The organism is Falsiroseomonas sp. (genome assembly GCF_051860665.1).
GTDB lineage: Bacteria > Pseudomonadota > Alphaproteobacteria > Acetobacterales > Acetobacteraceae > Falsiroseomonas.
The window spans coordinates 114,942-135,179 of the sequence record NZ_JBHYDM010000011.1; the positions used below are offsets into that span (position 1 = coordinate 114,942).

The 20,238-nt window shown below is 70.3% G+C and carries 18 protein-coding genes; 5 read left to right on the forward strand and 13 right to left on the reverse strand.

Annotated features, from left to right (window positions below; genetic code table 11):
* Positions 1-6 precede the first annotated feature (6 nt).
* The 8 genes from ACTIF1_RS13495 to ACTIF1_RS13530 all read right to left on the reverse strand — a co-directional run bounded on the left by ACTIF1_RS13495 (position 7) and on the right by ACTIF1_RS13530 (position 8,642).
* Complete coding sequence (locus ACTIF1_RS13495) at positions 7-1,368, reverse strand: LLM class flavin-dependent oxidoreductase (protein ID WP_439596954.1); 1,362 nt, start codon at positions 1,366-1,368, stop codon at positions 7-9.
* A gap of 31 nt (positions 1,369-1,399) precedes the next feature.
* Positions 1,400-2,881 carry an amidase gene (locus ACTIF1_RS13500; RefSeq protein ID WP_439596955.1) on the reverse strand — a complete coding sequence of 494 codons (1,482 nt, stop codon included), beginning with the start codon at positions 2,879-2,881 and terminating at the stop codon, positions 1,400-1,402.
* Between the two features lie 18 nt (positions 2,882-2,899).
* Positions 2,900-3,727 (reverse strand): ABC transporter permease, encoded by an 828-nt coding sequence (locus tag ACTIF1_RS13505; protein ID WP_439596956.1) that lies wholly within the window; start codon positions 3,725-3,727, stop codon positions 2,900-2,902.
* The gene (locus ACTIF1_RS13510) at positions 3,724-4,536 is read right to left on the reverse strand and encodes an ABC transporter ATP-binding protein (protein ID WP_439596957.1); all 813 of its coding nucleotides are present in this window, start codon (positions 4,534-4,536) and stop codon (positions 3,724-3,726) included. Before ACTIF1_RS13510 ends, ACTIF1_RS13505 begins: the two co-directional genes overlap by 4 nt.
* A 3-nt stretch (positions 4,537-4,539) precedes the next feature.
* A complete protein-coding gene (locus ACTIF1_RS13515) occupies positions 4,540-5,583 on the reverse strand; it encodes an ABC transporter substrate-binding protein (protein WP_439596958.1) in 1,044 nt (347 codons plus the stop codon).
* A gap of 59 nt (positions 5,584-5,642) precedes the next feature.
* The gene (locus tag ACTIF1_RS13520) at positions 5,643-6,413 is read right to left on the reverse strand and encodes an ABC transporter permease (RefSeq protein ID WP_439596959.1); all 771 of its coding nucleotides are present in this window, start codon (positions 6,411-6,413) and stop codon (positions 5,643-5,645) included.
* Positions 6,410-7,582 carry a ring-opening amidohydrolase gene (locus ACTIF1_RS13525; protein WP_439596960.1) on the reverse strand — a complete coding sequence of 391 codons (1,173 nt, stop codon included), beginning with the start codon at positions 7,580-7,582 and terminating at the stop codon, positions 6,410-6,412. The genes ACTIF1_RS13520 and ACTIF1_RS13525 overlap by 4 nt, the downstream gene beginning before the upstream one ends.
* Before the next feature lie 85 nt (positions 7,583-7,667).
* Positions 7,668-8,642 (reverse strand): LysR family transcriptional regulator, encoded by a 975-nt coding sequence (locus ACTIF1_RS13530; protein WP_439596961.1) that lies wholly within the window; start codon positions 8,640-8,642, stop codon positions 7,668-7,670.
* Positions 8,643-8,794: 152 nt separating this feature from the next.
* Here ACTIF1_RS13530 and ACTIF1_RS13535 point away from each other — a divergent pair, with 152 nt between their 5' ends.
* Positions 8,795-9,796: a LysR family transcriptional regulator gene (locus tag ACTIF1_RS13535; protein ID WP_439596962.1), complete on the forward strand. Its 1,002-nt coding sequence runs from the start codon at positions 8,795-8,797 to the stop codon at positions 9,794-9,796.
* On the opposite strand, the gene ACTIF1_RS13540 is transcribed toward ACTIF1_RS13535, so the two are convergent.
* Positions 9,771-10,670, reverse strand: a complete 900-nt coding sequence (locus ACTIF1_RS13540) for an NAD(P)H-hydrate dehydratase (RefSeq protein WP_439596963.1) — start codon at positions 10,668-10,670, stop codon at positions 9,771-9,773. The genes ACTIF1_RS13535 and ACTIF1_RS13540 overlap by 26 nt on opposite strands.
* Complete coding sequence (locus ACTIF1_RS13545) at positions 10,667-11,428, reverse strand: histidine phosphatase family protein (protein ID WP_439596964.1); 762 nt, start codon at positions 11,426-11,428, stop codon at positions 10,667-10,669. The genes ACTIF1_RS13540 and ACTIF1_RS13545 overlap by 4 nt, the downstream gene beginning before the upstream one ends.
* A gap of 117 nt (positions 11,429-11,545) precedes the next feature.
* Between ACTIF1_RS13545 and ACTIF1_RS13550 the strand changes: the two genes are divergently transcribed.
* Positions 11,546-13,498: a PAS domain-containing protein gene (locus ACTIF1_RS13550; RefSeq protein ID WP_439596965.1), complete on the forward strand. Its 1,953-nt coding sequence runs from the start codon at positions 11,546-11,548 to the stop codon at positions 13,496-13,498.
* A 6-nt stretch (positions 13,499-13,504) separates the two neighbouring features.
* Here the strand turns inward: ACTIF1_RS13550 and ACTIF1_RS13555 are convergent, their stop codons facing one another.
* Genes ACTIF1_RS13555 through ACTIF1_RS13565 form a run of 3 tightly spaced genes read right to left on the reverse strand, consistent with a single transcriptional unit; the run spans position 13,505 to position 16,003 of the window.
* On the reverse strand, positions 13,505-14,458 hold the full coding sequence (locus ACTIF1_RS13555) for an ABC transporter substrate-binding protein (RefSeq protein WP_439596966.1): 954 nt from the start codon (positions 14,456-14,458) through the stop codon (positions 13,505-13,507).
* A gap of 20 nt (positions 14,459-14,478) precedes the next feature.
* Positions 14,479-15,240: an ABC transporter permease gene (locus ACTIF1_RS13560; RefSeq protein ID WP_439596967.1), complete on the reverse strand. Its 762-nt coding sequence runs from the start codon at positions 15,238-15,240 to the stop codon at positions 14,479-14,481.
* Positions 15,233-16,003 carry an ABC transporter ATP-binding protein gene (locus ACTIF1_RS13565; protein WP_439596968.1) on the reverse strand — a complete coding sequence of 257 codons (771 nt, stop codon included), beginning with the start codon at positions 16,001-16,003 and terminating at the stop codon, positions 15,233-15,235. Before ACTIF1_RS13565 ends, ACTIF1_RS13560 begins: the two co-directional genes overlap by 8 nt.
* 113 nt (positions 16,004-16,116) lie before the next feature.
* Here ACTIF1_RS13565 and ACTIF1_RS13570 point away from each other — a divergent pair, with 113 nt between their 5' ends.
* From ACTIF1_RS13570 to ACTIF1_RS13580, 3 genes are read left to right on the forward strand one after another with little or no spacing between them, the layout of a single operon-like run.
* On the forward strand, positions 16,117-17,028 hold the full coding sequence (locus ACTIF1_RS13570; protein WP_439596969.1) for an SDR family NAD(P)-dependent oxidoreductase: 912 nt from the start codon (positions 16,117-16,119) through the stop codon (positions 17,026-17,028).
* Entirely contained in the window at positions 17,028-18,179 is a 1,152-nt protein-coding gene (locus tag ACTIF1_RS13575) for an acyl-CoA dehydrogenase family protein (protein ID WP_439596970.1), read from the forward strand. The genes ACTIF1_RS13570 and ACTIF1_RS13575 overlap by 1 nt, the downstream gene beginning before the upstream one ends.
* A complete protein-coding gene (locus ACTIF1_RS13580; protein WP_439596971.1) occupies positions 18,176-20,218 on the forward strand; it encodes an acetate--CoA ligase family protein in 2,043 nt (680 codons plus the stop codon). The genes ACTIF1_RS13575 and ACTIF1_RS13580 overlap by 4 nt, the downstream gene beginning before the upstream one ends.
* Positions 20,219-20,238 lie beyond the last annotated feature (20 nt).

Consider the following 20,238-nt stretch of genomic DNA (forward strand, 5'->3'; position numbering starts at 1 on the left):
GCCGTTCTACTCCGCCACCATGGCCGGCGTCAGCGCGGCGCGGGGAAAGAACTGGCTCTCCGGCCGCCCCAGGCCCACCACATCGCGCAGCGTGGTGCCGGGATAGGAGGTTCGGAACAGCCCGCGGCGCTGCAGTTCCGGCACCACATGATCGACGAAGAGGCTGAGCCCGTCGGGCTGGAAGCCGACATGCACATTGAAGCCGTCGCAGGCGCCGGCGCGGTACCAGTCCTCGATCATGTCGGCCACCTGCGCGCCGTCGCCCTTCATCACGATATGGCCGAAGGAGGGCAGGAAGCGCTCATAGGTCTGCCGGATGGTGAGCCCCTCGCGCCGAGCGACCTCGCTGATCGCGTAGCGGCGGCTGGATCCGCCGGCGCTGTCGGGGGTGAGCTCCGGGAAGGGCGCGTCGATGTCGAAGCCCGTCAGGTCCATGGCCACGTAATGCGACAGGTGGCGCACGCCGACGATGGGATCGATCAGCGCCTGCTGCTCGCGGAACATCTCCTCCGCCTCCGCCGCCGTGCGCCCGACATAGACGACGCAGCCGGGCATGATCCGCAACTCATCCGGTCGGCGGCCGTATTTCGGCAGGCGCGACTTCATGTCAGTGTAGAAGGCCAGCGCCTGCTGCTTGGTTGGCGTGGCGCAGAACATGCAGTCGGAGAGCGCCGCGGCCAGTTCGCGTCCCGGCTCCGACTGGCCGGCGCTGAACAGCACCGGATAGCCCTGCGGCGGCCGCGCCGCGTTCAGCGGGCCGCGCACCTTGAAGTGCTTGCCGACATGGTTCAGCACGCGGACCTTCTTCAGGTCGATGTACTTGCCGCTGGCCTTGTCCTGCGGGAAGGCATCCTCCGCCCAGGAATCCCAAAGCCCCTTGCAGACCTCGACGAATTCGCGCGCGCGTTCGTAGCGGTCGTAGCGCGCCAGGTGCTCGTCCTTACCGAAGTTCAGGCTGTCCGAGGCGTTGGAGCTGGTGACCACGTTCCAGCAGGCGCGGCCCTTGCTGATGTGATCCAGCGAGGCGAATTTCCGCGCCAGGGTGAAGGGCTCCTCATAGGTCGTCGTCGCGGTGGCGAGCAGGCCGATGCGCTGGGTATGCATGGCGATGGCCGAGAGCACCGTCACCGGCTCGAAGACCGCGGGCTTGCCGGTCAGCGCATTCGCCTCGAAGAGTTCGGGCCATTCCATGCCGGCGACGCCATTGCCGTCCGAGATGAAGAGCATGTCGAAGAGGCCGCGCTCCGCGGTGCGCGCGATCTCGATCATCTGCTCGAGATTCATCAGCGTGTCGGTATAGGCGCGCGGATGGCGCCAGCCGGCCGGGTGGTTGCCGGCGGGATGCAGGCCGGTGATCAGGCTGAGCATCGCAGACTCCTGCGCAAGGGTAGGTGGGACATCAGGCGGGCACCGCCAGCGCGGCGAATTGGCCGGCGAGGCCCTGCGGCGGGTGGGCGGCGAAGGGCGCGTGGCGCAGCGCGGCGAGGTTTGGGCCCGGCAACGGCAACGCCGCCTCGATGGCCCGGCAGGCGCGCAGCACCAGCGCATCGCCGTGCGGCGGCCCCACCACCTGCAGGCCGACGGGCATACCCGCCTGCGTCAGCCCGACCGGCACGGAGGCTGCGGGCTGCTTCGTCAGGTTGAATGCGGCGCCGAAGGGCATGGGATTTGCGTAGCGCGCATAGCGTGGGTCGCGCGGTGCATCGGCATCCGCGTCGCAGCTGGGAATCGCGCTGGCGGGCGTCACCAGCAGGTCGTAGCGCGCATGGAAGGCGCGCATGCGGGCGCCGAGCTTTTCCCGCGCCTCGCGCGCCGACAGGTAGTCCAGGACCGGCGTCGCGGCGCCGCGCGCGGCGGTCTCGACCAGGCGCGGCAGCATCATCGCCTTCTCGGCCGCGCCGAAGCCGAAGACGCGGAAGGCATTGGCGACGCCCGCCGCCATCAGCGTGCCGAGCATCGGGCCCGGATCCTCCATCACATGCTCGACCAGCTCCACCTCGGCGCCCAGCGCCTCCAGCGTCCTGGCCGCGGCGGCGACGATCGCGGCGACTTCCGGATCGACCTCCGCGAAGCCGAGCGTCGGGCTGAAGGCGATGCGCAGCCCTGCCACGCCGCGGCCGATGCCGTCCAGGAAGCTGTGCGAGGCTGGCGGCAGCGCGTAGGAATCGTGCGGATCCGGCTGGCCGATCACATCCATGCACAGCGCCGCCTCCTCCACCGTGCGGGTGATCGGCCCGATCACCGCCAGCGTGCCGAGATAGGAGGCGGGATAATCCGCGACGCGGCCGAAGCTGGTCTTCAGGCCGAAGACGCCGGTCATGGCGGCCGGCGTGCGGATCGATCCGGCGGCGTCGGAGGCCAGCGCGATGGTGCCCATGCCGGCAGCCACGGCGGCCGCGGCGCCGCCGCTGGATCCGCCCGGTGTCATCGCGGGATTCCAGGGATTGCGCGTCACGCCGCACAGCGTGGATTTGGTGATGTAGGAGGCGCCGAATTCCGGCACCGTGGTCTTGCCGACCAGCACCGCCCCGGCCTCCCGCATCCGTGCAACGGAGGGGCTGTCCTCCCGCCACGGACCTTCCGCGGGAATGGCGTGGCAGGCGCGCCGCGTCGGCCAGTCGCGCGTCACCGACAGATCCTTCACCGTCGCCGTCACGCCATCCAGCGGGCTCAAGGGCGCGCCGCGCTGCCAGCGCGCTTCGCTCGCCTGCGCATCACGCCGCGCTGCCGCCTCATCCAGCCAGCAGAAGGCGTTCAGCACCGGGTTATAGGCCGCGATATTGGCCAGCACCGCCTCGAGATGCTCGACCGGGGAGGCGCGGCGCGCCGCGAATAGCGCGGTCAGCTCGCCGGCCGGCATCAGTGCGAGATCATCGCGCATCGCTCACCTCCATCCGAATCATCGTCCCCGATAGGCCCAGCCGGTGAGCCGCTTCTCGATCAGCAGCGACAGCGCGTAGAGCGTGACACCCATCAGCGCGAGCACGCTGAGCGCGGCAAAGGCCAGCGCGCCGTCCATGCTGTTGGTGGCGACCACCATCACGTAGCCGATGCCGGAATTGGCCGCGATCGTCTCCGCCACGATGGTGCCGATGAAGGCGCCGGTGATGGCGAGCTTGATGGAGCCGAAGAACTGCGGCATGGCGCGCGGAAAGGCCACCTTGAACAGCACGTCGCTGCGCGTGGCACCCAGCGAGCGCAGCACGTCGTCCAGCTCCGGCGCCGAGGTGGAGATCGCGGTCGCGACGATGACGGTGACCGGGAAGAAGCAGACCACCACCGCCGTCAGCACCGCGATATGCGGCCCCGCACCGAACCATACGACGAACAGCGGGATCAGCGCGACGGAGGGGATGGTGTGGAAGCCGATCAGCGCCGGATAGACGGTGCGGTATATCGCGCGGGAGGAGCCGATGACGCCGCCCAGCACCAGGCCGACCGAGACGCCGATGGCGAAGCCCAGCAGCGTGGCCTTCGCGGTCTGTGCCGCCATCTGCAGGATCGGCGCATGCCGCGCGACCAGTACCGCGATGAAATTGCTCGGCGCCGGCAGGATATAGGGCGGCAGCGCCGCGATCCGCACCACCGCCTCCCACAGCGCTAGCACGAAAAGGGCGAAGCCGAGCGGCACCAGCACGGCGCCGATCGCGCGCCGCCGCCGGCGGCGTGGCGCCGGCTGCGGGCGGGGCAGCGGGGCGGCGCGCGCGGCCTCGATGACGGCGCTCATGTGAAGGCGGGCACGGGCGTCCGCGCCTCGGCGATATGGCTGCGCAGCTCGGCCAGGGCGGCGACGAAGCGCGGATCGTAGGTGGACTCCAGGCTGCGCGGACGCGGCAGGTCGAAGCGGCGGCGCAGCAGGATGCGGCCGGGCCGTGCGCTCATCACATAGATTGTATCGGCGAGGTACAGCGCCTCCCGCAGGTCGTGCGTCACCAGCACCACGGTAAAGCGCCGCTGCATCCACAGCGCCTGCAGCACCGCCCAGAGCTCCTCCCGCGTGAAGGCATCCAGCGCGCCGAAGGGTTCGTCGAGCAGCAGCAATTCGGGTTCGTGCATCAGGGCGCGGCAGAGGCTGGTGCGTTGCTGCATGCCGCCCGAGAGTTGCCAGGGCAGCTTCTCCTCGAAGCCCTCCAGCCCCACGGTGCGCAGCAGGCCGCGCGCGCGTTCGACATAGGGGCGCTTGTCGCGGCGGTACTGCGCCCGGTGCGGCTGCACGATTTCGGCCGGCAGCAGCACATTGCGTAAGGTGCTGCGCCAGGGCAGCAGGTTGGGGTTCTGGAAGGCCATGCCGACGATCTTGATCGGCGCGGTCACTTCCTGCCCGGCCACCACCACATTGCCGCCGCTGGCCCGCAGCAGGCCGGAGACCAGCTTGAGCAGGGAGGACTTGCCGCAGCCGCTGGGGCCCACCACCGCGATGAATTCGCCCTGCTCGATCGAGAGGGTCGTCGCGTCCAGCGCGGCGGTCGCCGACTCGCCCTCGCCATAGGTCAGGCTGACGCGGTCGAACTCGACGAAGGGGCGCGGCGCGGCCACGCCTCAGACGCGCCCCACGGCAGGCAGACGGCGTTCCGACGCCGGCGGCAGATAGGCATTGTCCATCATGTCGCCGGCCGCGAGCGTCGCGGTCAGGGATTCCGCGGCGGCGATGACGCCGATGGAGCGCTGCACGCTCGCCTCGGCATAGAAGCCCAGGCCACCCTCGCGCACATCGGGCTGATCGACCATGCGCTCGATGCTGTACATCAACCGCTCCGCCTCGATCGCGCGGTTCAGCAGCGGGTCGCGGCGCATCAGGCTGTCCAGCGCGGCGGCGGGCTCCGCGATGGCGGCGGCATAGCCGCGATGCACGGCGCGGATCACGCGGCGCACGGTCTCCGGCTTCTCGCGCAGGAAGGACTCGTTCGCCATCATGCCGATATTGACGATGTTCACGCCGAAATCGCCGTAGCGCAGGAAGACCATGTCCTCCACCTTCACGCCGGCCGCCTTCAGGTTGAACAGCGCCGTGCCCTCATTGGCCGTGATGGCATCGACGCGGCCCTGCATCAGCATCGCCTCGCGGATATTGGGGGCCATGTGTTCCCAGCGCAGCGCGCTGGCGGGCACGCCGGTGGCGGCGCTGAAGGCGGGGAACATCTTGTAGGCGGTATCGCCGACCGGGGCGCCGATCAGCTTGCCGCGCAGATCCTCGGGCCTGGTGATGCCACGTCCGCGCAGCGCCACCACCGCGAGATCCGCCGGCGTCTGGTTGTAGATCGCCTTCACCCGCTTCTCGGGATTCTGCATGTTGAAGCGCACGAGGGAGGCGATGTCGCCGAGCCCGATCTGCCAGGCGCCGCCGGCCAGGCGGTTCACGACATTGGCGCTGCCATCGCCGGCCACGATATCCGGGTTCAGCCCCTCCGCGCGGAAGAAGCCGCGATCGACGGCGAGGAAGAAGGCGCCGTGCAGGCCCTGCAGCTTCCAGTTCAGCGTCAGCGGCAGGCGTTCCAGCGGCTGCGCCGTCGCGATGCGCGGGGCGGCGAGGCCGGCGAGCGCGGCGGCGGCGCCGCGCAGCAGCGTGGCACGGGTGATCTGCATGGGGGGAGGCTCCTCGGATCGGGGCGAAGCAGAGGGGGGCGAAGCAGGGGGCATGGCCGTCATCCGCGCCGGTCGGCCCAGCCGACCAGGCGCCGTTCCAGAAGCAGCGAGGCGAGGTAGAGCGCGATGCCCATGGCGGCCAGCGTCAGCAGCCCGCCGAAGACCATCTCGACATCGAAGTCGGAGGCGGCGCGGTTCATCATGTAGCCAAGGCCGCGATTGGCAGCGACCGACTCCGCCAGGATGGACCCGATGAAGGACAGCGTGATGGCGACCTTCAGCGCGCCGAAGAAGGCCGGCATGGCCTGCGGAATGCCCACCTTCGCCAGCGCCAGAAGCCGGCTGGCGCCGAGCGAGCGCAGCACATCGGCCAGCTCCGCATCCATCGCCGCGATGCTGGCGGAGACGATGACGGCGATGGGAAAGACCACGATGACGGCGGAGGTGATGACGGCCGGCACCGTGCCGATCCCCGACCACAGCACCAGCAGCGGCACGATGGCGACCTTGGGGATGCTGTTCACCCCGATCAGCGTCGGGAAGACCATGCCGTAGAAGCGGCGGGAGGCACCGAGCGCGACGCCGAGCACGAATCCCAACGTGACACCGACGGCGAAGCCGGAGAGCGTCGTCGCCAGCGTCTGCAACGCATGCGGCCAGATCTCCGCGCCGCGGTCCGTGAGGATGGGTAGGATCTCGGACGGCTTGGGCACGACGAACTTGGAGATGCCCAAGGTCCGCGTCGCGGCCTCCCAGGCCAGCAGCAGCGCCAGCACGAACAGCAGCGGGCTCAGCGCCTCGCGCAGCCGGCGGCGCGTCGCGGCGCTCATGCCGCGGGTCCCGCGATGACGCAGACCAGGTTCGAACCGGGCGCGCCCTGGTGCTCCGCGCCCGCATTGGCCAGCACGCGCGTTTCCTGCGCGATGGCGGCGATGGCGGCATGCGCCACCGCCTTGGCCACATGGCCCGAATACCCGGCCAGCAGGTCGGAGAGCAGCGTGTGCCGGCGGCCTTCCCAGTCCGGCCGCGCATCGGCGCCGGCATTGACGAAGACGGCGGCGACGCGGGGTCGGTCCGCCGGCACCACCACGCCTTCCTCCAGCCGCAACCCGGCGTCGCGGAAGGCGGCGCGCGCGCCCGCCAGATCCAGTTGATGCGCCATCACGCTGCGCCCCGCGCGGAATCCGCCGGGCGCGCCAACTGCATTGCCGATGACCACGACGCGCACCGCCACCTGCTCATTGCCGGAGGAGGCGGAGCCGCGCGTGGTGAACAGCTCCGGCCCGGCGGCGATGGCCGCCTGCGTCACCGCCTCCTCCGGCACCTCGCCCAGCGCGATGGCACAACCGAGCGCGGAGGCGCCGCGGCTGAAGGCGGAGGCGGTGCCGGCATGCGGATGCACCGGCGCCTGGCCGCGCGCCGCGGCCTCCGCCGCGCGGGCCGCCGTCATCTGCGGGCATTTCATCTCGACGCAGGCGACGTCATCGATCTCCGTGATGCCGGCGTCCCGCATCGCGCTGCGCACGGCCTCCGCCACCAGCTGCGCCTGCACCGGCGTGCCGTATTCCTCCGCCAGCAAGGCGCGGGTGCTGGCCACGCCGATCGCCAGGCGCTTGTCGCCGCCAGCCATCGCCGCGCCTGGCCGCTTCAGGAACAGGGTGATATGCGGGCTCATCAGCCCCGCCGTGCCGCCGATCATCAGCATGGGGATGCGTTCGAAGACCGCCTCCCGCGTCAGGCCGAGTCGTTCGGCGAAAAGCAGTTGCAGCGCCAGCGCGGCATAGCCGCGAGCATGGCCATCGCCCTCGGTCTGCGCGATCAGCGCCACCACCTCGCCGGCCTCCACCAGGCCCGCATCGAGCAGTTGCGCCACGCCGGAGACATCCTCGGGCGCCGCCATCGGCACCGTCACCACCCGCGCCTCATGCATGGTGGGCACATCGCGGCAGGAGGAGGAGAATGCGTGCCAATGCGCGATCCTTGCGGCTGCTGGAAGCATCGTGACGCGGGGCAGCATGGGCTGACGACCGCTGAATTCCGTGCGGGGCGTGCGGCTTTTCCGCACGCTCCGGCGCGGCGGCGGATCAGGCCCGGCGCAGCGCCACCGCCAGATGCTCCGCGAGATTCGTGGCGGCGGGGGAAAGGCGCCGGCCGCGCCGGGCCACCAGGGCCAGCTTGGCTCGCAGCAGCGGCGGGTCGCGCAGCGGCACCGCCACCAGCTCCCCGCGCGCCAGCTCCTTCGCGATGCCCAGCGCGCTCTGGAAGGTGACGCCGCCGCAGCTGCTGGCGAAGCTGGCGAGAAGTTCCAGGCTGTCCGCCTCCAGAACCGGCTCCAGACGGCGGGAGGAGCCGGCCAGCGCGGCCTCGATCAGGGCCCGGCCGCCCGTCTCCTGCGCCGGCAGGGCCACGGGAAAGTCCAGGCATTCGGCCAGCCGCAGCTCGGCGCGTCCGGCCAGCGGATGTCCCGGTGCCACCACCGCCTGCAGCGGCGCGGCGCATTCCGCCAGCACGCGCAGCTCCGGCAGCGCCGGCGGGTTGTAGAGCAGCGCGAGCTCCAGCGATTCCGCCAGCACCTCCTCCGCCAGCCGCGCGCTGCCGCAGACGGAAACGCCACAGAGGATGCCGGGATGGCGGCGATGGAAGCTCAGCAGCAGCTCCGCCATCAGGCCACGCGCCGCCGCCTCCACCAGGCCCAGGCTGACCTCGCCGCGCCGCGCGCCGCGCAATTCCTGCAACTGGCGGCGCAGTGTTTCCGTCTCGCCGCGCTGGCGGCGGATATGCGCCAGCAGAAGCTCGCCCGCCGCGGTCGCGCGCATGCCGCGCGGCAGCCGTTCGAAAAGGGTGAGGCCGAGTTCCTCCTCCATCTCGATCAGCTGACGGTTCACGGCGGATGCGGCGACGTTCAGCCGCTCCGAGGCTTTGCGGACGGAGCCGGCCCGCGCGATCACGTCGATATAGTGCAATGCCCGGGGCAGCATGGGCTGCACCGGGTTCTCGCGCGCCAGGCGCGGCAGGGGGCGGGATGGCGGCGGGTTCGCCTCGGCACGGGTTGCGGACATGTCCGGACCTCCTGGGGCGGAGCTGGGCCGCGCCGGGCCGCGGGGCCAGGGCGGCGCTGGAGGCAGGCAACCAACTATGGGTGTTGCCGGATAGTGCTAATCTGGCCCCGGGGCGGCGCCGGAAAGTGGTCGCCCGCAGCCGGAGGCCGCCGATGCCCGTCCCCGCCGCCCCCTGGCGCCCCGATCCGGGCGCCGCCGCCCTGCGCCACATGCGCGTCTGGACCTACCTGCTGGCCATCGAGCAGTCGGGCTCCATCCGCCAGGCGGCGGAGCGGCTGAACATCGCGCCTTCCGCCCTGCAGCGCCGGCTGCGCGATGTGGAGCTGGATCTTGGCTTCGCGCTCTTCGAACGCTCCCCGGCCGGGATGCGGCCGACTTCCGCCGGCGAGATCTTCCTGGGCTGGGTGCATCGCCTCTGCACGGATCTGGAGCGGGCGCGCCAGCAGATGGCGGCGCTGCGCGGGCTGCGGCGCGGCCATGTGCGTGTCGCGGCCAGCCAGGCCGTGGCCAGTGATTTCCTGCCGCGCCAGATCGCGGCCTTCCAGGCCCGCTACCCGATGATCAGCTTCGCCTGCCCGCTGGTCGACCACAGCGGCGCGACGGAGCGGCTGATGGATGGCAGCGCGGACCTCGTGCTGGCCTTCGGCCTGGTCCCGCGGCCGGAGATCATGCCGCTGCTCTCGATCGGCCAGCGCCTCTGTGCCGTGATGGCGGCGGGGCATCCGCTGGCGGCGCGGCCGCGGCTGCGCCTGCGCGATTGCGCGGCCCATCCGCTGGCGCTGCCGACCCAGGATTTCGGCGCGCGGCGCATCGTGGAGGCCTGGGCGGCGCGCAGTGCCGTTCCTCTGCAGATGGTGCTGGAATCCAATTCCTTCGAGCTGCTGCGCCATTATGTCCGCGACACCAGCGCGGTGACCTTCCAGATCGAGATCGGCGCCCTGCCGGAAGGCGGCGCCGGGTTGGTCGCGGTGCCGGTCGATGACCAGGACCTGGCGCATGGCCCGCTGGTGCTGGCGCAGCTGCGCGGCCGCGCGCTGCCGGTGGCGGCGGCCGCCTTCGCCGAGCATCTGGCGCGGGCGCTGGACGCCCGCCGCACCACGCCGATGCTGGGGGCGGAGGAAGCGCCCCCTACCCCACCTCCATCCGCTGCATGATCGGCGGGATCTCCGCCAGCAACTCCCGCGCCAGGAAACCGATGCGGCCGCGGCGGCTGGCCAGGGCGGCGCCCGCCTCCGCATGCAGGAAGACGCCCCAGAGCGTCGCCGCCAGCGGCGGTGCGCCGCGCGCCAGCAGGCCGCCGATGAGGCCCGCCAGCGTATCGCCGGAGCCGGAGGTCGCCAGGCCCACCTGGCCGAGGTCGCAGCGCCAGGCATGCCCCTGCGGCGTCACCACATGGGTGCTGCCGCCCTTCATCGCGACCACCACCTGGAGCCGGCGCGCCGCCTGCCGCGCAGCCTCCAGCGGATCCGCCTGCACCGCCTCCCGCGCCACGCCCAGCAGCCGCGCCATCTCCCCCGCATGCGGCGTCAGCACCACGCGGCCGGCATGGCGGCCGAGCGGCGTGCAGGCATCCAGCGCGTGCAAGGCGGCGGCATCCAGCACGAAGGCGCTGGCCGCGCTCCCCTCCAGCACGCCCTGCACCAGGCCTGAAGCGGCTTCGGGGTCCATCATGCCGGGGCCGATCACCATGGCGTCGCAGGCGCCGCAGCGCGCGGCGAGCTGGGCGGCGGCTTCCGCCGCGATGGCGCCGTCCGGCGTTTCCCGCAGCCCCAGCACGCGGGCTTCCGGAATCGCCACGGCCAGCGCAGGCGCCACGCTGCGGCTGGTGGCGATCTGCAGCTTGCCGGCGCCGGCGCGCAGCGCCGCGAGGCCGGCCAGCAGCGCGCCGCCCGGCACCTCCAGGCTGCCGCCCACCACCAGCACGCGGCCGCGCTGGTCCTTGTCCTCGCCATCGGCATGGCGCGGCAGCGGCATGCCGCGCAGCAGATCCGCCGTCACCGCCGTGGTGCGATCCTTCAGCGCGCTCACCGGGCGCCGACCGGCGCATCGGGCTCGGCCGTCACCGGCGTGCCCTCGCGCTGCAGCGGCGCCACGAAGTTGTAGCGCCGCAGCACCAGCGCCCCCTGCCGGCCCTGGGCGGCATCGAAGGCATATTCAGTCACCCCGCAATTGGCCACGTCGGCCTGCCGGTCGATCGCCAGGATCTCGGCCTCCGACAGGTTCTCCAGCAGGTAGCGCAGGCAGAGCACGACGACCTGGTGCGCCACCACCAGCACCCGCGCCCCGCCATGATGCAGCGCGATGGTATCCAGCGCGCTGCGCAGGCGCAGGATCACGTCGCACCAGCTCTCCCCGCCCGGCGCGCGGTGGTAGAACTTGCCCATCAGCCGGCGCATTTCCGCCTGCTCCGGATGGTGCCGCGCGATGCCCTGGCGGGTCAGCCGGTCCAGGATGCCGAATTCCTTCTCGCGCAGCCGCTCATCCTGCAGGAAGGCCTCGGGCGCGAGGGCGAGCCGCCCGGCCTCGCGGATCAGCGTCGCGGTCTGGCAGGCGCGGCGATAGGGGGAGGTCAGGACCACATCAGGGCGCTCCGCCTCCGGCAGCCCTGCGAACCAATGGCCCAACGCGCGGGACTGGTCCTCCCCCAGCGGGCTCAGCGGCACATCCACGTCGCGGAAGCCGATATCGATATGCGTATGGCCGGCCAGCTGCGCGGCATCGCGCGCGACATTGCCGCTGCTTTCCCCGTGGCGGACCACCCAGAGCCGGTCTGGCCATCGCTGCATGCTGCATCCCCCTCACCTGCAGCGGGTAACGCGATGCGGCGCCGATGTTTGCGGCCGGCGCCTCCGCACAGGCGCATTTGGTTTGACAGGCGCCTGGCGGCATGGAACGGCGGGGCCATGCCGGCCCCTTCCGACCCACCCGCCACCAGCTTTGCCGATATCAGCGAGGAGTTGCGCCCCCTCGTCGATTCACTGCCGGTGCTTGTCGCCTATCTGGAACGAACGGAGGAAGGCCCGCGCTATGTCTTCGTGAACCAGCTCTACGAAAGCTGGTTCCCCGCCCGAAGGGCCGAGATCCAGGGCCGCCTGGTGCGCGATGTGGTGGGTGAGGCCGCCTATGCGCGAGTGCAGGGCTATGTGGAGCAGGCCTTCGCAGGGCAGCGCGTCTCCTTCGAGCAGTTCATGCCCTATGCGGAGGGCCGGCATCGCACCATCCAGGTGGAATACGTGCCGCGGCGCGATTCGGAAGGCCGCGTCATCGGCCTCTATTCCCTGGTGCAGGACGTTTCCGGCACCAAGCGGGCCGAGGCCGCGCTGCGCGACCTGAATGCGACGCTGGAGGCCCAGGTGGCCGAGCGCACCGCGGAACGCGACCGCGCCTGGCGCAATTCGCGCGACCTGCTCGCCATCATCGGCGCCGATGGCGTGTTCCGCGCCGTCAATCCCGCCTGGCTGCGCATTCTCGGCCATGCGCCGGAGGAGGTGGTCGGTCGCCACTATCGCGATTTCATCTGGCCGGAGGATGAGGAGCCCACCCGGCGCGCGCTGCACCAGGCCTCCGCCCGCCAGGACCTGACCGGCTTCGAGAACCGCTACCGGCACCGGGACGGCCAGCCGCGCTGGATTTCCTGGAACACCTCGCATGAATCCGATCTGGTCTATGCCTATGGCCGCGACATCACCGCGGAGAAGGCGCAGCGGGACGCGCTGCAACAGGCCGAGGCCCAGCTGCGCCAGGCGCAGAAGCTGGAAGTGGTGGGCCAGCTGACCGGCGGCGTGGCGCATGACTTCAACAACCTGCTGACCATCATCCGTTCCTCGGTCGACCTGCTGCGCCGGCCGAACCTGTCGGAGGAACGCCGCAGCCGGTACATCGCCGCCATCGCGGAGACGGTGGACCGCGCCGCGCGGCTGACCGGCCAGCTGCTCGCCTTCGCGCGCCGCCAGGCGCTGAAGCCCGAGGTCTTCGACCCGGCCGAGCGGATCCGCACCATCGCCGAGATGATGCGCACGGTGGTGGGCGCGCGGGTGCGCATCCTCACGGACCTCGCGCCCGATCCCTGTTTCGTGGAGGCGGATGCCAGCCAGTTCGAGACGGCGCTGGTGAACATGATGGTCAATGCCCGCGACGCGATGAATGGCGAAGGCACGCTGGTGCTGCGGCTGCGGCCGCTGGCGGCCATGCCCTCCATCCGCGGGCATCTGGGCAGCCTCGGCGCCTTTGTCGCGATCGCCATCAGCGATACGGGCGTCGGCATCTCGCCCGAAAGCCTGACGCAGATCTTCGAGCCCTTCTTCACCACCAAGCCGGTGGGCCACGGCACGGGCCTGGGCCTGTCGCAGGTCTATGGCTTCGCCAAGCAGTCCGGCGGCGACGTGGCGGTGGAAAGCACGCCGGGCCAGGGCACGACCTTCACCCTGTACCTGCCGCGGGTGGAGGAGCGGGCGCAGGCGACCCTGGCCGATGTGGCGGGCGGGCCGATCGCCGATGGGCGCGGCTGCCGCGTGCTGGTGGTGGAGGACAATGCGGAGGTCGGCGCCTTCTCCACCCAGCTGCTGCAGGACCTGGGCTACGAAACGCGCTGGGCCGCAAATGCGGAGGAGGCACTGCAGCTGCTGGCGGAGGACCGCTTCGATGCGGTCTTCTCCGACGTGGTGATGCCCGGGGTCAGCGGCATCGAGCTGGGGCTGGAGATCCGCCGCCGCGACCCGAAGCTGCCGGTGGTGCTCACCTCAGGCTACAGCCATATCCTGGCCGCCGAGGGGCGGCATGGCTTCGAGCTGATCCAGAAGCCCTATGCGGCGGAGGAGCTTTCGCGCGTGCTGCGCCGGGTGACGCAGCCGCGCTGAATCACCTCAGATCATCACGCGCCCGGCCGCCGCGGCGGCCAGCGGATCCTTCCAGATCACCTCGGCCGGCGTGACCTCCTTGCTCAGCCGGTTCATGCCGCGCAGCTGGTCGATGGCGAGCTGGATATTGCCGACGCTGTCGGGCGTCAGGTTCATCTTGTACTCGACCTTGGTCATCAGCTCCGCCACGAAGGCGCGGTCCTGGCGCAGGAAGCGGGCCACCTGGGCGGCGGCCTCGGTCGGGTTCGCCGCGATGAATTCCTGCGCCTGGATCAGCGCGCGCATCATCCGCGTCGTCGCCTCCATATTGGACTGCGCCCAGCCCTTGTTCATGTAGACGAAGTTGCGGACGATCTGGATCTGCTCGTTGGAGACGAGGATCTTCGTGTTCGGGATGGCGCGCATGGCACGCGTCGGCCAGGGCTCCCAGACCGCGAAGGCGTCGATATTGCCGCGCTCCAGCGCCGCCACCATCTCCGGCGCCTCGACATTAACGATGGTATAGTCGGCCGGGTTGAGATTGAGCTTGGCGACGACGGACAGCCAGAAGGTCTCGCTGCCGGTGCCGCGGGCAACGCCGACGCGCTTGCCCTTCAGCGCCTCCATATTCTCCACATTGCGGCCGAGCACGCTGATCCAGCGCAGCAGCGCCGTGCCTTCGGCGACGGCCACCACATTCGGGTCCACCAGATGCGCGGAGACGCCGGCCTGCTCGGCGCCATAGGCCGAATTGATCTGGTTGCCGATCAGGAAGGCGATCATGGCGGAGCCGGAGGGGCCGGTATTGACCGTCACGTCCAGCCCGTTGCGCTGGAAGAAGCCGCCTTCGCGGGCGACGTAATAGGGCGCGAAGGAGGGATCCACGCCAGTGGCGATGGTCATCCGGATCGGCGCGTTCTGGGCAAAGGCAGGGGCCGCGAGCGCGGCACCACCGGCGGCGAGAAGGGTACGGCGAAGCATGTTCTTGTTCTCCCTGTTTGTCACATGGTCGGGTTGAAGCGTCCCGCGAAGGCACGGATCAGAAGGCGGAAGACGCGGTCCGTCGCGAAGCCCAGCAGGCCGAGCGAAATCAGCGCCACGAAGATATCCTCCACCTGCATGAACAGGCGGGCATCCCACAGCATCTTGCCGAGGCCGTCATTGCTGGCCACCAGCTCCGCCGCCACGATGGTGACGAAGGCATTCGCCATCGCCAGCCGCATGCCGGTGAGGATATAGGGCACCGTCGCCGGCAGGGCGACGAGCGCGAAGACCTGGAACTTGTTGGCGCCCAGGCATTGCGCCGCGCGGATCTTGTCCCGCCCCACCGCGCCGACACCGGCCGCCGTCGCGATCACCACCACGAAGACGGTGGTATAGGCAATCAGGAAGATCTTGCTCTCCTCGCCGATGCCGAACCAGATCACCGCGACCGTGATCATGGCGACCGCCGGAATGAAGCGAAAGAATTCCGTCCAGGGTTCCAGCAGCAGCCGCACCGGCCGGAAACTGCCGATGGCCAGGCCGATCGGGATGCCGATGGCGGAGCCCAGGAGAAACCCCTGGATGATGCGGCGCATCGAGGCCCAGACGGATTCCTGCAACAGGCCATCCGCGATCAGCACCCAGCCCCGCTCGAAGACCGGGAAGGGCGAGGGAAACAGCACCGAGCGCACGATGAAGACCGAGGCCAGGTGCCAGATGGCAAACAGCAGCGCGAAGCCCAGCACATAGCCGGCGAAGGTGGCGGTGCGGCTATGCATGGGGATGGATCTCCGCATGGATCAGCTCATGCACCTGGCGGAAGCTGGCCATGAAGGCATCGGAGGTGCGTTCGCGCGGGAAGGGCAGGTCGATCGGCACCACGGCCTTCAGCGTGCCGCCCGGGCCGCGCTTCATCACGCCGACGCGGGTGGCCAGCGCGCAGGCCTCCTCGATGTCATGCGTGATGAACAGCACGGTCTTCCGGTTCTCCGACCAGATGCGCGAGAGTTCGCCCTGCAGCACCGCGCGCGTCATCGCATCCAGCGCGCCGAAGGGCTCGTCCATCAGCAGCATGCGCGGATCGTTCGCCAGGGCGCGCGCGATCTGGATGCGCTGCTTCATGCCGCCCGAAAGCTCGGAGGGGTGCTTTTCGCCCTGCCCGGTCAGCCCGACCATATTGAGGAAGCGGTCCGCCACGGCACGCCGCTCGCTACGGCCCATGCCGCGCAGGCGCAGGCCGAAGGCGATATTGTCCCGCGCCGTCAGCCAGTCATAGAGGCTGTCATGCCCCTGGAAGACCACGCCGCGATCCGCGCCGGGGCCGCGCACCGGCTTGCCCTCCAGCCGGATCTGGCCGCTGGTCGGCGTATCGAAGCCGGCCAGCATGTTCATCACCGTGGTCTTGCCGCAGCCGGAGGTGCCCAGAAGGCAGAAGAACTCGCCTTCGGCCAACTGCAGGTTGAAATCCCGCACGGCCTCATAGGCGCCGGTGCGCCCTCGGAAGGTCATGCCGACCCCATCCAGCTCCACGAAGCCCACCATGTCCCCCACTTGTATCCAGGCTTGAGTTTAGGGCACCCCCGTGATGCGGCAAGCCGGCTTCACACCCCTTCTGCCCGGGAATAGAAGCGGGCTGCACGGATAGGAGGCAACGAATGATGCTCGAAGGCAAGGTGGCGGTCGTCACCGGGGCGGGCGGCGGGATCGGGCGGGAGATCGCCCTCGCCATGGCGCTGGCCGGCGCTTCCGTGGTGGTGAACGATATCGGCGCCAGCCTGACCGGCGAGGGTCCGACCTCCGCCACCCCCGGCGAGCAGACGGTGGCCATCATCCACCAGCGCGGCGGCCAGGCGGTGGCCAATACCGACAGCGTCTCCGAATGGGGCAGCGCGCAGCGGATCGTGGCCCAGGCGCTGGACGCCTTCGGGCGCATCGACATCGTGGTGAACAATGCCGGCATCCTGCGGGACCAGATCTTCCACAAGATGTCGCCCGAGGAATGGCTGGCGGTCATCAATGTGCATCTGAACGGCAGCTTCTTCGTCAGCCGCGCCGCCGCCGAGCATTTCCGCAAGCAGGGCAGCGGCGCCTATGTGCACATGACCTCGACCTCCGGCCTCATCGGCAATTTCGGGCAGGCGAACTACTCCGCGGCCAAGCTGGGTGTCGCGGCGCTATCGAAGTCGATCGCGCTGGACATGCAGCGTTTCGGCGTGCGGTCCAACTGCATCGCGCCCTTCGCCTGGTCGCGCATGACCAGCTCCATCCCCTCCTCCACCGAGGCGGAGAAGGCGCGCGTCGCCCGCCTGCAGCAGATGACGCCGGACAAGAACGCGCCGCTGGCGGTCTTCCTGGCCAGCGACGCCGCGAAGGATGTGACCGGCCAGATCTTTGCCGCGCGCCATAATGAGCTGTTCCTGTTCAGCCAGCCGCGGCCGATCCGCAGCACCCACAGCGCCGGTGGCTGGACGCCCGAGTCGATCGCCGAGACCGCCCTGCCCGCCCTTCGCAGCCATTTCCTGCCGCTCGATCGCTCCGGCGACGTGTTTTCCTGGGACCCCGTCTGATGGATTTTTCGCTCACCGAGGAACAGGTCGCGTTCCAGGATTCCGTCCGCCGCTTCGCCGAACAGCACCTGGCCAAGGACGCGCTGGCGCGCGCGCATGACGAGCGCTTCCCCTGGGATGTCGCGAAGCTGATGGCCGAGAACGGGCTCTTCGGCATCATGGTGCCGGAAGAAGACGGCGGCCAGGGCGGCACGCTGTTCGATGCGATCCTGGCCATGGAGCAGATCGCCTATGTCTGCCCGCGCAGCGCCGACGTGCTGCAGGCCGGCAACTTCGGGGCGTTCCGCACCTTCGCGGAATACGCCACGCCGGACCAGAAGAAGCGGTATTTCGAGCCGCTGCTGCGCGGCGAGACCATCGCGGCGGTCGGCATGACGGAGCCGGATGCGGGATCGGCGCTGACCGACCTGAAGACCACCGCGACGAAGGTCGAGGGCGGCTACCGGCTGAACGGCGGCAAGGTCTTCACCTCCAACACCGAGGATGCCGGCGTCTTCGTCATCTATTGCCGCTTCGCCCCGGGCGTGAACGGCATCGGCTCCGTCCTGCTGGAACGCGGCATGGAAGGTTTCCGGCTCGGCCAGCCCAGCCGCTACATGAATGGCGAGACCTGGTGCGCGCTGTATTTCGACAATGTCTTCGTGCCGGATGAGAACCTGCTGCTGGGCGAAGGCGGCTTCCGCAAGCAGATCTCGGGCTTCAACGTCGAGCGTGCCGGCAATACCACGCGCGCGCTGGCGCTCGGCGAATACTGCTTCCGGCAGGCCAAGGCGCATGCCGAACAGCGCAAGCAGTTCGGGCGCGCCCTGATGGAATTCCAAGGGCTGCAATGGAAGTTTGCAGAAATGCGGGTGGCGCTGGATAGCGCGCAGCTGCTGCTCTACCGCGCCGCGGTCCGCGCCAAGGGCGGGCTGCCCGATCCGCAGGATGTCGCACTCGCAAAATATGCCTGCAACCAGGCGGGCTGGATGTGCGCCAACGAATCCATGCAGGTCATGGGCGGCACGGGCTATAGCCAGGACCTGCTGATCGAATACTGCGTGCGCAAGACGCGCGGCTGGATGATCGCCGGCGGCAGCCTGGAGATGATGAAGAACCGCATCGCCGAGGGCGTTTTCGGGCGCAGCTTTTCGCAAAGGCCGCCGAAGTGACCACTCTGGCGCAGGCGCTTCTCAATCCGCGCCGCGTCGCGCTGATCGGTGCATCGGCCGACGAACAGCGGCTGACGGCGCGGCCGCAGCGCTATCTGCGCCGCCACGGTTTTGCGGGGGGGCTCTTCCCCGTGAATCCGCGGGCGGAGACGGTGCTGGGTGAGCGCGCCTATGCCTCCCTCGCCGACATCCCCGGCGAGATCGATTTCGCCTATATCTTGCTCGGCACCGAAAATGTCGAAGCGCAGGTCGTGGCCTGCGCCGCCCGGGGTATTCCCGTGGCCTGTGTGCTGGCCGATGGCTTTGCGGAATCGGGACCGCAGGGCGCGGCCCTGCAGGCGCGCGTGCTGGCCGCGGCGCAGGCGGGCGGCATGCGGCTGCTCGGCCCGAATTCCATGGGCATCGTCAACCTGAACGCGCGCACCGCGCTGACCACCAATGCGGCGCTGGAGGCGGAGGAACTGCCGGCGGGCCGCGTCGCGCTGGTCTCCCAATCCGGCTCCATGATGGGCGCGCTTCTCTCGCGCGGCGCGGCGCGGGGGCTGGGCTTCTCCCACCTGATCGGCACGGGCAACGAGGCGGATCTGACAGCCGGCGAGATCGCCTCCCTGCTGCTGGACGACCCCGATGTCGATGTCGTCGCGCTGTTTCTCGAATCGATCCGCGCGCCGGAGCAGATGGCCGCCGCCGCCGCCAAGGCGCAGGTGCTGGGCAAGCCGATCGTCGCGCTGAAGCTCGGCCGCAGCCCCTTTGGCGCGGAGCTCGCCACAAGCCATACCGGGGCGCTCGCCGGCAGCGATGCGGCAGCGGATGCCTTCTTCCGCGCCCACGGCATTCTCCGCGTTTCCATGCTGGAATCGCTGCTGGAACTGCCGCTGCTGGTCGCCGGGCGTCGTGCTCCCTCGCATAGCCATCGCGCGGTCAGCGTCATGACGACGACGGGCGGCGGCGGCGCGCTGGCCGTGGATGCGCTCGGCGTGCTGGGCATCGAGGCGCGCAAGCCCGATGCAAAGGCCGCGGCGAAGCTGGAATCGGCGAAGTTCAACAGCCATGCGCGGCTGTTGGACCTGACGCTGGCCGGCGCGCGGCCGGATCGCGTCATGGCGGCGCTCGATGCGCTGCGCACGGCGGAGGATACGGACCTCGTGCTCGCCGTCATCGGCAGCTCCGCCCAGTTCCGCCCGAAGGATGCGGTGGCCGGCATCGTCGAGGGCACCAAGGTTCCGGGCAAGCCGGTGGCCGCCTTCCTCGCGCCGCAGGCCGAAGCCTCGCTCCGCCTGCTGGCGGAGGCCGGCATCGCCGCCTTCCGCACCGCCGAAAGTGCCGCGGATTGCATCAGCGCCTATTGCGCCTGGCAGGCGCCGCGCCCAGCCCCCGCGGTCGCCGCACCCGCCATCGCGCTGCCCGCGCAGCCGGATGAGGCGGATGCGCGCCGCGTCTTCGCGGAGCTCGGCCTGGCCTCCCCCTTCGCCGTCATGCAGGACGCGCCGCCCGCCGCCATGGGTTATCCGGTGGCGCTCAAGATCCTCTCGCCGGATATCGCGCATAAGACGGAGGTCGGCGGCGTCATGCTGAACATCGGCGATGCCGATGCGCTGCGCGAGGCGGCTGCCGTGATGCGGGCCCGCGTCGCCGCCGCGGCGCCGCAAGCGCGCATCACCGGGCTGCTGGTGCAGACCATGCGCAAGGGCCTGGCGGAGGTCATCCTCGGCTTCCGGCGGGACCCGGAGGTGGGGCCGGTGGTGCTGCTCGGCGCCGGTGGCGTGCTGTCGGAACTGCATCGCGACATCGCCCTGCGGCTGGCGCCGGTGGATCTGGAAACGGCGCAGGAGATGATCGCGGAGGTGCGGGCGCTGAAGCCGCTCTCCGGCTGGCGCAACCTGCCGAAGGGCGACCTGGAGGCGCTGGCCCAGGCCGTGGTCGCCGCCTCCCGCCTCGCCGCGGTGCAGCAGGTGGCGGAGGCGGAGATCAACCCGCTGATGGTAGGCCGGCCCGGCGAGGGTGTGACCGTGGCGGATGCCTGGGTGGTGCTGCGGTAGCTGTCATGGCAGGCTGCGGA